The sequence below is a fragment of the Ruegeria sp. AJ12 genome (assembly GCF_056536245.1).
Window position 1 is genome coordinate 3,111,807 of sequence record NZ_JBQFJJ010000001.1, and the last position, 14,686, is coordinate 3,126,492.

Sequence of the window (14,686 nt, forward strand, 5' to 3'; positions counted from 1 at the left end):
CACGCTGGGAGAATTGCAAAGTTGTGCTCAAATATCTTCTCCGGGTGGCTCCAATGCGCCGCCGGGCTGCAACAGAGCGCGTTCGGACAGCCATGGATTCAGTTCAAGCGCGGCCAAAAGTGTGGACCGTGCTTCATCGAAACGCTTCAGGCCCAGCAAAGACAATGCACGGCCGCTCAAGGCTGCAACGTGGTTCGGTGACAACGCCAGCGCCATGTCGAGATCTTGCAGCGCAGCTGCGAAATCCTGCCTCAGATAGTTGACAAATGCCCTCTGGTTAAAACCTTCCGCATAGTTCGGACAGTAAGAGACCAGTTGGTTGAGTTCGTCTAGCGCACCGATCAGGTCCCATGCTTCCCGCCGTGCCATTCCTCGATCCAGCAGTGTTTGGGATTTCGCATCGGGTGCATCCGTCCAGAACTCCCACATCTGATTGGAAATGACGCGGGCATCGGTTTGCGACTCGGCCTGTTGTACCTGAGCGATCAGCGCCTCAACGCTATCTGTATGATCCGGAGCAGTTGGGCATGTCTGTGCATCAGCTGCCGCAGACAACGCAATTAGTGCAGGTATGGCAAAGTATGTCCGCCTCATATCCCAATGATGACGCTCAGGCCGGGCACGTCAACCGGTCGGCTCGAGCCTGCCCAGCATCCCAACTTCTTTGACCGCTTCCATGGCCACAAAAGTCGACGTGTTGGCCACATGCGGAAGAGATGAAATTTTCTCTGCCAAAACAGCGCGGTATTCCGACATCGATCCTGTTCGCACCTTGAGCAGATAATCGAAATTCGAAGCAATCATATGGGCCTGTTCGATCTCGGCAATTCTGCGAACCGCCGCATTGAATTCTGTCAGGGCCTTTTCCCGCGTATCCGTCAATCGAACTTCAACAAAGGCCACGTGGTCCAGCCCCAGACGGATCGGATCCAGCATCGCCCGGTACCCGGTAATCACCCCATCCGCTTCCAGGCGTTTGAGGCGCGCCTGTGTCGGGGATTTGGACAGCCCGATTTTCCGAGCGAGATCCGCAACAGATATGCGGCCGTCTTCCGCAAGGACCGTCAGGATTGACCGGTCAAATCGGTCCAGATCAAGAGAGGCGTTTTGCATCACTTACCCTTCGATTTTTAGGCGGTTGATCTGCAATACACCCAAATTTGGTCCACTGTCCCGAGAAATTGTGGCTAGACTGATAAAAAAGCCCGGAGAAATCATGCCACACAGCCTGCGCACCCTGATCGACTCACAAACCTATGCCGACCAGTCCGAAATTTTGGACACACTGATCCAACAGGTGGATTTGTCGAAACCGGATCGCGCCGCCATTTGTGATGCCGCTGCACAGCTTGTGCGAGACATTCGGTCAAGCACGTCGCCCGGGCTTATGGAAGTCTTTCTGGCGGAGTATGGGCTGTCCACCGATGAAGGCATTGCGCTGATGTGTCTGGCCGAGGCGCTGTTGCGTGTACCGGATGCTGACACGATTGACGCCCTGATCGAGGACAAGATCGCCCCATCTGACTGGGGAAAACACCTGGGGCAGTCATCCTCTTCGCTGGTAAACGCATCGACCTGGGCCCTGATGCTGACAGGCAAGGTACTGGACGACGGGAACACTTCGCCGGTGGGTGCATTGCGTGGCGCGATCAAACGATTGGGCGAACCTGTGATCCGCACTGCGGTCGGTCGCGCGATGAAAGAAATGGGGCGTCAATTTGTGCTGGGGGAAACGATCCAGTCCGCCATGTCCCGCGCCAGCGCCATGGAGGCCAAAGGCTATACCTACTCCTACGACATGCTGGGAGAAGCCGCACGGACAGAAACGGACGCCGCGCGCTATCATCTGTCCTACTCGCGGGCAATTGCAGCCATTGCCGAGGCCTGCACCCAGGACGACATCCGCGCCAACCCCGGGATATCCGTGAAACTCTCGGCCCTGCACCCACGCTATGAACTGGCGCAGGAAAAGCGCGTCATGGACGAACTGGTTCCGCGCCTGAGGGCTCTGGCGCTGCTGGCCAAGGCCGCTGGAATGGGCCTGAACGTGGATGCGGAAGAAGCGGACCGGCTGTCGCTGTCACTCGATGTGATCGAAGCCGTGCTGGCAGAGCCGGCACTGGCCGGGTGGGACGGCTTCGGTATTGTCGTGCAGGCCTATGGCCCGCGCGCAGGGCTGGTTCTGGACACGCTATACGACATGGCCCAACGGAATGATCGAAAGCTGATGGTACGGCTGGTCAAGGGCGCCTATTGGGACACCGAGATCAAGCGGGCGCAGGTCGAAGGCGTCGACGGATTTCCGGTTTTCACGCAGAAGGCGGCCACCGATGTGTCGTACATAGCAAATGCCAGCAAGCTGCTTGGCATGACGGACCGGATCTATCCTCAGTTTGCCACGCATAACGCACACACGGTCAGCGCCATTCTGCATATGGCTGATGATCAACCGTTTGAATTCCAGCGCCTGCACGGCATGGGAGAAACGTTGCATCAACTCGTGATGGACAAGCACAATGCGCGCTGCCGCATTTATGCGCCGGTGGGCGCACACCGCGACCTGCTGGCCTATCTGGTGCGGCGTCTGCTGGAAAACGGTGCCAACTCGTCTTTCGTGAACCAGATCGTTGACGAAAACGTACCGCCCGAAGTGGTTGCAGCGGATCCCTTTGGTCTGCTTGAGACCCCGTCTGCCCCGCTGCTGACCGGGCCAGATCTGTTTCAGCCAGAGCGCCCCAATTCGAAAGGGTTCGACCTTCAGCACACGCCGACCCTGGACACAATTGATGCCGAGCGGGGCACCTTCCAGACACACCATTGGGCGGCTCAACCACTGCTCGCACATGCGGCTGAACCGGATGCCGAAGAACCGATCATCAACCCGGCCAATCCGCAGGACACGCCGGGTTCGGTTGCCCCGGCAAGCGCCAAAGATGTCGAGTTGGCCCTGACCTCGGCACTTCCCTGGGCTGCGAAAGCCACGGAACGGGCGCGCATTCTCAACCGGGCGGCCGATCTCTATGAAACTCATTATGGTGAGATTTTCGCCTTGCTTGCGCGTGAAGCCGGCAAATCTGTGCCGGACGCGGTTGCTGAATTGCGCGAGGCTGTTGATTTCCTGCGGTATTACGCGGCGAACATTCCCGCTGCCAAGTCGGCAGGCGTCTTTACCTGCATAAGCCCGTGGAACTTTCCACTGGCGATCTTCACAGGCCAGATATCGGCGGCGCTGGCTACGGGGAACGCGGTTCTGGCCAAACCGGCCCCGCAAACCCCACTGATTGCGCACCGCGCCGTCCAACTCCTGCACGAGGCCGGAGTGCCCCGCGAGGCACTGCAACTGCTGCCGGGCGGACCGATGGTGGGCGCAGCATTGACATCAGATGCGCGTGTGTCGGGTGTAGCGTTCACCGGATCGACAGCAACCGCGAAGAAAATCCGTACCGCCATGGCGGACCACCTGCGCCCTGGAACGCCGCTGATTGCCGAGACCGGCGGGTTGAATGCGATGATCGTCGACAGTACCGCCCTGCCCGAGCAAGCTGTGCAATCAATAATCGAAAGCGCCTTTCAATCTGCAGGCCAGCGCTGTTCGGCCCTGCGCTGCCTGTACGTGCAGAACGATATTGCCGAGGATGTTCTGACAATGCTGCAGGGCGCAATGGACGCACTGCAGGTGGGCGACCCCTGGTTGCTTTCGACCGACTGCGGACCCGTCATAGACGCGATGGCGCGCCAGGGAATCGCGGATCATGTGAGCAAGGCAAGGGAAGAAGGCAGAGTCCTGAAGGAGCTTGATACACCGTCCCAGGGCACATTTATTGCCCCGACGCTGATCGAGATTCCCGGAATCGCGGCGTTGGGCCGCGAAATCTTCGGACCCGTCCTGCATGTCGCGCGGTTCAAGGCCCAGGACATCGACAATGTGATCGCGAATATCAACGCGACCGGCTATGGCCTGACCTTTGGTCTGCACACACGGATCGACGACCGTGTGCAGCACGTGACCGAGGCGATTCATGCGGGCAACATCTACGTGAACCGAAATCAGATCGGCGCCATCGTGGGGTCCCAGCCCTTCGGAGGCGAGGGTCTTTCCGGCACCGGACCAAAGGCCGGTGGCCCGAACTATTTGTCTCGGTTCTGCGAACCGGACCGCCAGGCAGCACATGATGCGTGGTCCGGGGCCGCGAACCTGTCGGCACCGCAGGGACAACCTGCCCCGGTCACGACACGGTCCTTACCCGGACCCACCGGAGAATCGAACCGGTTGAGCGAGTTTGCCCGAGCACCTTTGCTATGCATGGGGCCCGGCGCAACTGCGGCCCGCGCACAAGCCGAAGCGGTGATGTCGCTTGGCGGAACCGCAATCGAAATGACGGGTATGCTGGATCTTCACCGGCTTGAGAACCTGACAGGCTTCTCGGGCGTCCTGTGGTGGGGAGATGACGACACCGCCCGTCAGATTGAGCGACATCTGGCGCAAAGAGATGGGCCAATCCTGCCACTGATACCCGGAAATCCCGATCGAACACGGGTTCTGGGCGAGCGGCACGTTTGCGTGGATACCACGGCTGCGGGCGGTAACGCGGCGTTGCTGGGTGGTATGGCATAACCTGACTTGACGCTGGGCCGGGAAAAGCCCAGCGTCGCGCCATGTTTCCTATTCGAGATCACAACCCTTCGGGGCGCACGCCCTATGTCGTTTACGCCCTGATGGCCGCAAATATCCTGATCTTTCTCAGCTATGTCGGGATCATGAATGACGCACCGTTGATCAACCGGTTTTATTTTGACTATGCGATCATTCCAGCACGGATCACCGACGGATTTTCCTACGAGACTTTCTTGACGTCAATGTTCCTGCATGGCGGCTGGATGCATCTGGCTGGTAACATGCTGTTTTTGTGGATATTCGGAGACAATCTTGAAGATGAAATGGGTCACCTGCCGTTTCTCATCTTCTATCTTGTCGCGGGCATTGGCGCAGGCGTGATCCATGTTGTCACCGCACCGGAGTCGGTGGTGCCGACGATTGGCGCGTCCGGGGCCATTGCCGGTGTCATGGGCGGCTATCTCTTGCTGTTTCCCAAGGCACGCGTCGACATTTTGCTGATCCTGATCGTTTACTTCCGGGTGTTCACCATACCCGCGTTCGTGATGCTTGGCGTCTGGTTGGGCATGCAGTTTCTGGGCAGTCTGTCCGTCAATCCGGACGAAGGCGGCGTTGCCTATTGGGCCCATACCGGTGGGTTCTTTGTCGGCTTGGCTCTGTGCATTCCATTATGGCTGAAACGCGGTGGAACCGGGTTCTGGAGCCGCACACACGGTCACCCGCCTCACCCCGAGACCAAATACAGGTTGTCACGCTCGCGCATTCCACGAGTCCCGCGCAGGTAAGCCTTTTTCCAAGGCTGACCGGTGCTAGTCCCGGATCACTTTGGCAAAGGTGTCAAAAATCGGCTCATTCGCGCAAAGGACTTCACCGTCTTCCAGAATACTGCCTTCAGGATTCAAGGGCTGGATGAGGCCACCGGCCTCCTTGACGATGATGATCCCCGCCGCCAGGTCCCACGCGTTCAGACGACGTTCCCAGAATCCTTCGTACCGGCCCGCTGCGACATACGCCATATCCAGCGCAGCGGCCCCCCAGCGACGAACGCCCGCGCACACCGGCATGAGTCGCGCAAGGTCCTGCAGGGTTTCCGGCAAATCGGACCGCCCCCCAAAAGGCAGGCCCGTGGAAAAGATCGACTCGATCATGCGATGGCGGCCCGAGACGCGGATGCGCATGTCGTTCATCCATGCGCCCTCGCCCTTTTCGGCAAAGAACATCTCATCCTTGGCGGCATCATAGATCACACCAGCAACGATTTTGCCTTTGTGTTCCAGTGCGATGGAAACAGCCCAGTGCGGCAGGCCATGCAAAAAATTCGTGGTGCCATCCAGCGGATCTACAATCCAGCGCCGCGTCGGGTCTTCACCAGCGATTGCACCGCCCTCTTCGGCAAGCCAGCCATAGGTCGGACGCGCGCCCAGCAGTTCTTCTTTCAGGATGGCTTCGGCGGCGATATCGGCCTTGGACACAAAATCCCCGGCACCTTTCACCGACACTTGCAGGTTTTCGACCTCACGAAAATCCTTGACCAGAGACCGCCCTGCTTTGCGCGCGGCTTTGATCATGATGTTGAGATTTGCACTGCCAACCATTGTCCTGAGGCTCCTGTCCGGTCAAACCGCGCGTATACTGGTGCTTCTCAGGCTTGCCAAGAGGAATGATATGCATACCCGCCCTTACCTGAGCGCCGTGTATCTCGCCTATTGTGCCTGCAGCCGCCGCGCTTCGTTCCGCGCCAGTTTCACCAGTTCCTGAACGAAGGGTTTTTCCAGATCATCCGTCCGCACGGCTGCGTAAAGGCGTCTTGTAACGCCTTCATTGGTCAGCGGTCGGGTGACGTAGTCCGAATTGTATTTGACCTCGCGAACAACCCAGTCCGGCAGGACCGAAATCCCCCGGTTTGACGCCACAAGCAGCAAAATGACGGCCGTCAGTTCCACTTGCCGGATCACTGCCGGTTCGACCCGGGCCGGGATCAGCAACTGGCTAAACACATCCAGCCGGGTGCGCTCAACCGGATAGGTGATCAAAGTCTGACCTCGAAAATCCTCGGCCTCAACGTAGTCCTTTTCGGCCAGAGGGTGGGAAGACGCTGCTACAAAGACGGCGTTGTAGTCGAACAGTTCAACAAATTCGACACCGGGCAGATCCTCGGGGTCTGACGAGACCACCAGATCGACCTCTTCCTTCTGCAACGCAGGTATGGCGTCGAAGGCCAAACCCGGGCGTATGTCCACATCCACATCCGCCCAGGACTTCCGAAACGCCTCGAGCACCGGGAAAAGCCATTCAAAACAGGCGTGGCACTCGATAGCGATATGCATCCGGCCGGTGCGCCCATCCCGCAGCGAAGAAAACTCTTGCTGCGCCGCCTCGACCTGCGGCAAAATCTGCTCGGCCAGGCGCAACAACCGCAAACCGGCAGCGGATAGTTTCATGGGTTTCGACCGGCGCAGAAACAGCTCAACCCCGGCCTGATCCTCCAGCCCTTTGATCTGATGACTCAATGCGGATTGCGTGATGTGCAACTGGTCCGCCGCGCGCGCAAGACCACCACATTCGTGGATTGCTTTGATCGTCCGCAGATGCCGGAATTCGATATGCATATTTCACTGCGCTCATGTTGTTCTTGAAGAATATGAGTTTGTCTCACAATGCACAGCATGGCACAAGTACCCCAATTGACCCCATGAGGCCGCTATGACCAAACCTGAGATTTCATTTGAATTCTTTCCCCCGAAAACCCTCGCGGCATCCTTTCGTTTGTGGGATACCGTTCAGACACTGGCGCCGCTGGAACCCCGCTTTGTTTCCGTCACCTATGGGGCTGGCGGCACAACACGCGAACTGACGCGGGACGCTGTCTCAACCCTGCACAATTCATCCGGATTGCCTGTTGCAGCGCATCTTACCTGCGTGGATGCAACTCGGGAAGAAACCCTGGCCATTGCTGACAACTTTGCGGAGGCGGGTGTAAAAGACATCGTGGCCTTGCGCGGCGATCCACCAAAGGGGGACACCAAATTCAAACCGCACCCCAATGGATTTGCCAACTCGGTTGAATTGATTTCGGCGCTGGCCGAAACGGGCAAGTTCAATATTCGCGTGGGTGCCTATCCGGATATCCATCCCGAAGCCCGAAACGCCGCTTCTGACATCGACTGGCTCAAGGCCAAACTGGATGCGGGCGCGGACGAGGCCATCACCCAGTTTTTCTTTGAGGCCGAAACGTTCTTTCGCTTCCGCGACGCCTGCGCCAAAGCCGGAATCGACAAACCAATTGTTCCGGGCATTCTGCCGATCGAGAACTGGCAAGGCGCACGCAAGTTTGCCCAGCGTTGTGGCGCGCATATCCCGGCGTGGATCGAAAACGCTTTCGAGAAAGCCATCCGCGACGACCGCGAGGACTTGCTGGCCACGGCTTTGTGCACCGAATTATGCTCGGACCTGATCGAAGGTGGCGAGGACAAGCTGCACTTTTACACGCTCAACCGTCCCGAACTGACACGTGATGTGTGTTTTGCGCTGGGGATTACACCTAAAGCCGAGTTGCAGAACGTCGCCTGATCTTGACGGACTTCGACCCTCACCCGGGCCAATTCCTGGCCCGGGTTTTCTTTGCGCCCGCATGAGGTGTGACCTTGTTCACATACTGCGCACGAACCCTGTTGCTTCGGAACACAATTGTCAGGCGGGCGCCTAATTGTTCTCACTAACCAACGAAATTCTCGGGAAAATTTGACAACATCCAAGCCATAGCCAAACTGGGTACGTGTAGTTTAAAGAGTGTTTTTGGTATGGAGCCTGTCGACAAGATCAGGGCGCGCACCGACGCGCTGGCAGCGCTTGGATTGGACGCGTGCGCCGGTTCAGACGATATTCGCGAAGCATGGCGACATATCGCGTTTCACGGTCATCCGGATCACACCGGCGGTGACTGTGCGGATTTCGCCCAAGCCAAGGCCGCCTATGACTTTTTGCGCAAGGAAGGTCTGGTTGCAAAAGGCGCGGCCGGTACAGACGCGCGCATGCCTCGGCGGCCAAGGCTAAAAAAGCGGGTCATCGAGTTTCCTCAAGACGCCATCGCGACATGCAAGGACCGGTTGAATCCGGACCGGGCGCTTTCGGATATGTCACGCGCGCAAGACTCAGATCCAAGCACATCAAACGGCCCCGCGTCCGATCACGTCCCGGATGCGGTGGGTTTTTTTGGACGCCACCTGACATATTTTGTGCCGACGCCGGTATGTGAAGGCGCCAACCGGGTTGCCTTGCCCACGTCTGTGCTGACGCATGCGCGCCACACGGAAACCGAGGTCTTGAGCTTTCAGTCCAAGGGCGCAGGCCCCGGTGAGGTCGTGATCCCCGAAACGATCTGTGCGCGCAAGTTCCCCGGTGCCAAAAGCGTCCGGATCCGGTTTGAGTCCACTCCGGACATCCGAGACGAATTCTGGCTGGCAAGCTGATCAAACGAAAAAGCCCGGCATTTTCAAGCCGGGCTTTGGCTGGTCACTCCATCGTTAGTTGGCGACCGGACCTTCCGAGGTAAACTTCGGGATAACACTGGTCGACGCGCCTGCAGGTTCGATGCCGGGCCAGTTGCCTTCTGCCAGGTTGATGTTGCCCGGCACATCTTCTTCCCAGAACCCTACAACCACATCTGTGATGTTCAGATACAACTTGTCATCGACAATGCGCCACAGGTTCGGATTTGCAGGCACTTTGCCGCCCTTGGAGACACCATACGCGCAATGACCGTCATATTGGGGCGCATAGAAGGCCGGGTTTTCCAGGAACTTGTCGCGGTTTTCCTCGCTCGCAAATGCCCAAGTGGCGCCGTTGTATTCGGCGGTAATGTCGGCCTTACCGCGCACACCTTCGGGCTGCGACTGACCGACCGGGACCTGATCGAGGCTGCGATACGCAACAACGTCATATCCAGACACGGCAAAACCAGTGCCGTCCACATATTGCGGGCCAGCGAATGCTGGGACGGCAAGCGCCATTGCCGCAGCGAAGGTCAATGCAAAACGTTTCATGTGGTAGATCCTCTTGTGTCATCCATTGCAGGGGCGCCGATTTGGCGGGATGAGCGAGACAATATTCGATTCTGAGGCGGTTCGTAGTCCTGCTCGCGCCGCTGTGACGTCGTACGAGAAAAAGTGAGGAGAATACCGGTTTTATTACAGTGTCGCTTTGATAAACGGGGGTGGACTCTGGAAACTGCAATATTAGCTGTAGCAAGTTCGGGCGCGCGGCCCCGAAATCGGCAGGAAAGGCAAGAGATGAGCGATCAATCCACATACACCCCCCCGAAGGTCTGGACCTGGGACAGCGAGAGCGGCGGGCGATTTGCCAACATCAACCGACCCATCGCCGGTGCCACCCACGATAAGGATTTGCCAGTCGGTCGCCATCCGATGCAGCTGTATTCGCTGGCTACGCCCAACGGAGTCAAAGTGACCGTCATGCTGGAAGAGCTGCTGGCGCTCGGCCACGAAGGTGCCGAATACAACGCCTGGCTGATCAATATTGGCGAAGGTGACCAGTTCAGCTCGGGATTTGTTGGAGCAAACCCCAACTCAAAAATCCCGGCTCTGTGGGACAGATCCGGCGAGGAACCCATCCGCGTCTTCGAAAGCGCATCGATCCTGTTTCATCTGGCCGAAAAGTTTGATGCCTTCCTGCCGAAATCCGGTCCAGAACGCACAGAGGTCATGAACTGGGTGTTCTGGCAGATGGGCAGCGCGCCTTATCTGGGTGGCGGGTTCGGACATTTCTACGCCTACGCGCCCGAAAAATGGGAGTATCCGATCAACCGCTTTGCTATGGAGACCAAACGGCAGCTGGACGTTCTGGATCGCGAACTGGCCGACAAGACTTACATTGCGGGCGAGGAATACACCATTGCCGATATGGCGATCTGGCCATGGTACGGGCAGCTCGTGCTGGGGCGCCTCTACAGCGCGGCAGAGTTTCTCGACGTCGACTCCTACAAGAACGTTCTGCGTTGGGCCAAGGCGATTGATGCACGCCCGGCGGTGCAGCGCGGCCGCATGGTCAACCGCGCGTTCGGCGAACCACACACACAGTTGCATGAACGGCATGAAGCGGGCGATTTTGAGACCCGCACGCAGGACAAGTTGGAAGCAGCCGCAGAATAATCCGAGAAACGGCACGAAAACTCACGCGGCGCAGGTTCGTGGCGTGAGTGTACCTGAGCCCCTGTTTTCTACCTGACGACCGGCGGTTTACTCGGATCGCTCCCCGGTGCCGCGCGCAGCGAAACAGGGGCTTCTGCCTGGGGCAAGTCAAATCGCAACCCCGCCCTGGCCAAGAGCGCGGTGGCTGGATCGTCTGGTGCGAAGAACCCAACATCCATGGCACCTGCCTCAACACCGGAAAAGGTCAACGCCTCCGATGCAGCTTTGGCCAAAGCGGGTTCGGCCCCCTCGACCGCACCAACAATACCCAAAAGGTGACCCGGCGCGCCGTCCTGTGACTTTGTGGCGACCAGAAACGCGGATTGCGCCAAACCGACGGCAGACGCCAGCTTGACATCCAAAGCGGTTAACAAACTGTCCGGCAACCCGGACGGTGGCAGGAACTCCGTCAGCCGCTCCTGCACCTCCTCGGGGCCGTGCTGAAGCGTTTCTGCCAGCCAACCCAGCGCTTCGGCGGGAATCAGCATGGACGAGGAAGCAACGTCCAGGTTCAGGCCAAGCCCGATCCCCTGACCGGCCAGCATGGAGGACAGGGCACGTCCGGAAAGCGCCACATACGGCACCGGGCGACCCGCAAATTGCGCCAGCCGGTCCTCGCGATCAAAGGCCAGAACAAAACGCCCGTCCGCCACATCAAACAGCTCTGGCGAAATGTTGTTGCCCCGCGCCTCTTCGGTCAGCATCAGAAACAATTCGTTATCCGCCAGACGTTCAAAGAATTTCAACCTCGCATTGTCATCCTGCGAGGCGGCCTGCATGGCAGCATGGGCGGCATCCAGCGCCGTGGTTTCAGTCATTCAGCACCTCTTGCACCCTGGCCCGGAGAACCGGCAACAGCTCGGCTTCGAACCAGGGGTTTTTCTTCAGCCATGCCGTATTGCGCCAAGATGGGTGAGGCAAGGCAAAGACCTGCGGCGCTTGGTCCTGCCAGTTTCGAACGGTTTCCGTCACAGACCCCCGCGTTCCCAGATGGTACTTGTGCGCATAGCCGCCGACCAGAACCGTCAACGGAACCTGCCCCAACGCCTGCATCACCCGATCATGCCATGTCCGTCGGCAAATAGCCGGAGGTGGCAAATCCGCGCTTCGAGAATCGTAGCCGGGAAAACAGAAGGCCATCGGCACGATAGATACCCGTGAACGGTCATAAAACACGGTCTGATCAACACCCAACCAGTCATGTAACCGATCTCCGGACGGATCCGTAAAGGGCTGACCGGAGTCGTGCACGCGCGCACCCGGTGCCTGCCCGGCGATCATGATCGGGGTTCCCGGCCGGAACCAAACCACCGGGCGCGGTTCATGCGCCGTCGCCGTTTGCGCAAATTCCGGCGCGCACAAACGGCAAGAGGCGATTTCCCGGGCCAAACTATTCATCTGTTCACAACCCTTCCTGCATCCAATTCGATCCGCATCCTGAGACAAAGATAATCATCCCGCTAGTAAGTTCAAAACAACGGCCCCGGCGGCTCGAAAACACCAGCCGAGGCGGTCGGTTTCCGACATGCATTGATCATTTGTTTCATAATTCGACATAATGTGGCCAACATGGGCCGATAAAGACTACGTTTCATCGCCACCCTAACGAGCGACACACAAACGGACTGAGCAGCAGGCTGCGAATGCTTGAATTCGAGAATGTCAGCAAATCCTTCTGGACCGGGACGCGCCGCAAGGTGATTCTGGATCAAGTGTCGTTTCGCATCGAAATCGGCAAGTCTCTCGGTGTTCTGGCGCCGAACGGAACCGGAAAAACCACGTTAATCAATATGATGGCCGGGCTTGAGAAACCTGATGAAGGCGTTATCCGGCGGGAATGCAGGGTGTCTTTTCCGATGGGATTCACGGGCGGTGTGTCCAGCAAGATGTCGGCGCTGGAAAATGCGCGCTACATCGCCAAAATCTATGGCATGGACCCGGACTATGTCGAAGCCTACTGCAAGTGGTTGTGCGGATTGGGTGAATACTTCAACCAGCCGCTTGCAACCTATTCTTCGGGGATGAGGGCGCGGTTCACCTTTTCTCTGATGTTGGCGCTGGACTTTGACATGTACCTGATTGACGAGGGCATGCCCGCGACAACGGATGTGGAGTTCAACAAGAAGGCGGGGTCCATCCTGCAGGAGCGATTGCGCACCACGACACTGGTGATCGTGTCCCACAGCCCCTCCACCCTTGAGAAATTCGCGCAGCAGGCCGCAGTTCTGTTGGACGGGCAGCTTTACATGTTTGAAACCTTGGAAGAGGCAAAGCAGTTATATGACTACGAAACCCAAGGTTAAAAAATACAACTGGCGGCGCCAAAGGCAAAGCGAAGGCACAGCCGAGGCACGTGCGGACGCGATCGCGCGCATCCGCGGCGCCACGCAAAACACGGCCGCATCGATTGACTCTCAACCCAGCGCGGAACTGGATGACATCAAGCGCGAAGGGCTGACGGGGCGCCAGTTGCGCATCGCACGACGATTGGCGCAGAAACACGGATTGGCCGCGACATCAGATTATGACGCCGTGCGGCTGTTGCGCAAAAAAGGTATCGACCCTTTCGAGCGCACCAATCTGTTGGACCTAGCGACGGCGAAGCGGGTGGACAAAGACGCAGACACAGCGTCCAAGGGCGACGTCAAAATCCAGTTGCCGGAACCCGTCCAAGGTAAACAACCGAACCTGCCCGGTCCGGAACTGAGCCCGTCTGAACGCCGCAACCTTGAGATTGGCCAGATTCAAAAGGACATCGCACGCAGACGCAGGCGCAAACTCTTTACGTTGTTCGCGCGACTGGCGGTCTTCGTGCTGCTGCCGACGCTGATCGTCGGATACTATTTCTATCGCGTCGCGACCCCGATGTACGCCAGTGATTCAGAATTCCTGATTCTGCAGGCCGATGGCGGACCCGGCGCGATTGGCGGCCTGTTGGCGGGAACACAATTTGCCACGACCCAGGATTCGATCTCGGTCCAGTCGTTCCTCGAATCTAAAGAAGCGTTGCTGTTGCTGGATCGCGACGCCGGATTTTCCGATGTTTTCAAGCAGGATTGGATCGATCCCGTCCAGAGGCTGGCACCAGACGCCACATTGGAAGATGCGTACAAGCTGTACAAACGCATGATTACCATCGGATACGATCCCACCGAAGGCGTCATCCGAATGGAGGTTGCAGCCCCGGATGCCCAGACCTCGACCGAGTTTTCCGAGCGACTCATCTCTTATGCCGAAGACCGCGTCAATGCCCTATCCGAGAAGAAACGCGAAGATCAGATGCGTGATGCGCTGCAAAGCTTTGAATCAGCGCAGGAGTCGCGCCGGCAGGCGCAGGAAGATCTGATCGAACTTCAACTTCAGGGCGCTGTGCTTGATCCTGAGAACGTGATTGCCAGCTTGCGGGCCCGTATCAACGAAATCGAGATTCTGCTGCAGGACAAAGAGCTTGAACTGGCAGCTCTGCAAGATAACCTGCGCCCCAATCAGGCCAAGGTTGACGGCGTCAGCGGTGATATCGCCCGTCTGGAGACAGTACTCGCGGACCTGAATGCCGAGATGCTGGATGCCTCCGCCGGCGAAAACTCGCTGGCCCGGCTGAGCGTGCGAATTCAGATGGCTCAGGCCGATCTGGTAGCGCGCGACATGATGCTGCAAACCGCGATGCAGCATATGGAAACCACACGCACCGAGGCGAACCGTCAGGTACGGTATCTGACGGTCTCCGTGAACCCCGTTCCAAGCCAGGAACCCAGCTATCCGCGCAAGTTCGAAAATACGATTTTGGCTTTCCTGTTGTTTGCTGGTATCTACCTGATGATCTCGCTTACCGCGTCGGTCCTTCGTGAACAGGTATCCTCGTAAG

At 58.1% G+C, this 14,686-nt stretch carries 14 protein-coding genes; 7 read left to right on the plus strand and 7 right to left on the minus strand.

From position 1 onward, the window contains the following. Positions 1 to 27: 27 nt before the first annotated feature. Together ACR3E0_RS15495 and ACR3E0_RS15500 are read right to left on the minus strand one after the other, a co-directional pair. Positions 28 to 594 (minus strand): tetratricopeptide repeat protein, encoded by a 567-nt coding sequence (locus tag ACR3E0_RS15495; RefSeq protein ID WP_480479702.1) that lies wholly within the window; start codon positions 592 to 594, stop codon positions 28 to 30. Positions 595 to 624: 30 nt separating this feature from the next. After that, entirely contained in the window at positions 625 to 1,113 is a 489-nt protein-coding gene (locus ACR3E0_RS15500; protein ID WP_480479703.1) for an Lrp/AsnC family transcriptional regulator, read from the minus strand. Between the two features lie 103 nt (positions 1,114 to 1,216). Here ACR3E0_RS15500 and putA point away from each other — a divergent pair, with 103 nt between their 5' ends. Together putA and ACR3E0_RS15510 are read left to right on the plus strand one after the other, a co-directional pair. Beyond that, on the plus strand, positions 1,217 to 4,615 hold the full coding sequence (putA, locus tag ACR3E0_RS15505) for a bifunctional proline dehydrogenase/L-glutamate gamma-semialdehyde dehydrogenase PutA (protein ID WP_480479704.1): 3,399 nt from the start codon (positions 1,217 to 1,219) through the stop codon (positions 4,613 to 4,615). A 41-nt stretch (positions 4,616 to 4,656) separates the two neighbouring features. Continuing rightward, positions 4,657 to 5,400 (plus strand): rhomboid family intramembrane serine protease, encoded by a 744-nt coding sequence (locus tag ACR3E0_RS15510; protein WP_480479705.1) that lies wholly within the window; start codon positions 4,657 to 4,659, stop codon positions 5,398 to 5,400. A gap of 24 nt (positions 5,401 to 5,424) precedes the next feature. Here ACR3E0_RS15510 and ACR3E0_RS15515 read toward each other — a convergent pair whose 3' ends face one another. Together ACR3E0_RS15515 and ACR3E0_RS15520 are read right to left on the minus strand one after the other, a co-directional pair. Continuing rightward, entirely contained in the window at positions 5,425 to 6,210 is a 786-nt protein-coding gene (locus ACR3E0_RS15515) for an inositol monophosphatase family protein (protein WP_480479706.1), read from the minus strand. A gap of 108 nt (positions 6,211 to 6,318) precedes the next feature. Beyond that, entirely contained in the window at positions 6,319 to 7,224 is a 906-nt protein-coding gene (locus ACR3E0_RS15520; RefSeq protein ID WP_480479707.1) for a LysR family transcriptional regulator, read from the minus strand. Positions 7,225 to 7,318: 94 nt separating this feature from the next. On the opposite strand from ACR3E0_RS15520, the gene metF reads away from it, so the two are divergent. Together metF and ACR3E0_RS15530 are read left to right on the plus strand one after the other, a co-directional pair. After that, positions 7,319 to 8,185: a methylenetetrahydrofolate reductase [NAD(P)H] gene (metF, locus tag ACR3E0_RS15525; protein WP_480479708.1), complete on the plus strand. Its 867-nt coding sequence runs from the start codon at positions 7,319 to 7,321 to the stop codon at positions 8,183 to 8,185. Positions 8,186 to 8,415: 230 nt separating this feature from the next. Further along, positions 8,416 to 9,084, plus strand: coding sequence for a J domain-containing protein (locus ACR3E0_RS15530; protein WP_480479709.1), 669 nt, complete (start codon positions 8,416 to 8,418; stop codon positions 9,082 to 9,084). 54 nt (positions 9,085 to 9,138) lie between these two features. Here the strand turns inward: ACR3E0_RS15530 and ACR3E0_RS15535 are convergent, their stop codons facing one another. Further along, entirely contained in the window at positions 9,139 to 9,657 is a 519-nt protein-coding gene (locus tag ACR3E0_RS15535) for a YHS domain-containing (seleno)protein (RefSeq protein WP_480479710.1), read from the minus strand. Positions 9,658 to 9,903: 246 nt separating this feature from the next. Between ACR3E0_RS15535 and yghU the strand changes: the two genes are divergently transcribed. Further along, positions 9,904 to 10,782 carry a glutathione-dependent disulfide-bond oxidoreductase gene (gene yghU, locus ACR3E0_RS15540; protein ID WP_480479711.1) on the plus strand — a complete coding sequence of 293 codons (879 nt, stop codon included), beginning with the start codon at positions 9,904 to 9,906 and terminating at the stop codon, positions 10,780 to 10,782. 68 nt (positions 10,783 to 10,850) lie between these two features. Here the strand turns inward: yghU and ACR3E0_RS15545 are convergent, their stop codons facing one another. Both ACR3E0_RS15545 and ACR3E0_RS15550 read right to left on the minus strand, forming a co-directional pair. Continuing rightward, the gene (locus tag ACR3E0_RS15545; protein ID WP_480479712.1) at positions 10,851 to 11,639 is read right to left on the minus strand and encodes an SseB family protein; all 789 of its coding nucleotides are present in this window, start codon (positions 11,637 to 11,639) and stop codon (positions 10,851 to 10,853) included. Next, positions 11,632 to 12,219, minus strand: coding sequence for a uracil-DNA glycosylase family protein (locus tag ACR3E0_RS15550; protein ID WP_480479713.1), 588 nt, complete (start codon positions 12,217 to 12,219; stop codon positions 11,632 to 11,634). Before ACR3E0_RS15550 ends, ACR3E0_RS15545 begins: the two co-directional genes overlap by 8 nt. 245 nt (positions 12,220 to 12,464) lie before the next feature. Between ACR3E0_RS15550 and ACR3E0_RS15555 the strand changes: the two genes are divergently transcribed. Both ACR3E0_RS15555 and ACR3E0_RS15560 read left to right on the plus strand, forming a co-directional pair. Next, positions 12,465 to 13,124: an ABC transporter ATP-binding protein gene (locus ACR3E0_RS15555; RefSeq protein WP_480479715.1), complete on the plus strand. Its 660-nt coding sequence runs from the start codon at positions 12,465 to 12,467 to the stop codon at positions 13,122 to 13,124. Beyond that, positions 13,102 to 14,685, plus strand: a complete 1,584-nt coding sequence (locus tag ACR3E0_RS15560) for a KpsE/RkpR family capsule polysaccharide export protein (protein WP_480479717.1) — start codon at positions 13,102 to 13,104, stop codon at positions 14,683 to 14,685. Before ACR3E0_RS15555 ends, ACR3E0_RS15560 begins: the two co-directional genes overlap by 23 nt. The last annotated feature ends 1 nt before the right edge of the window (position 14,686 follow it).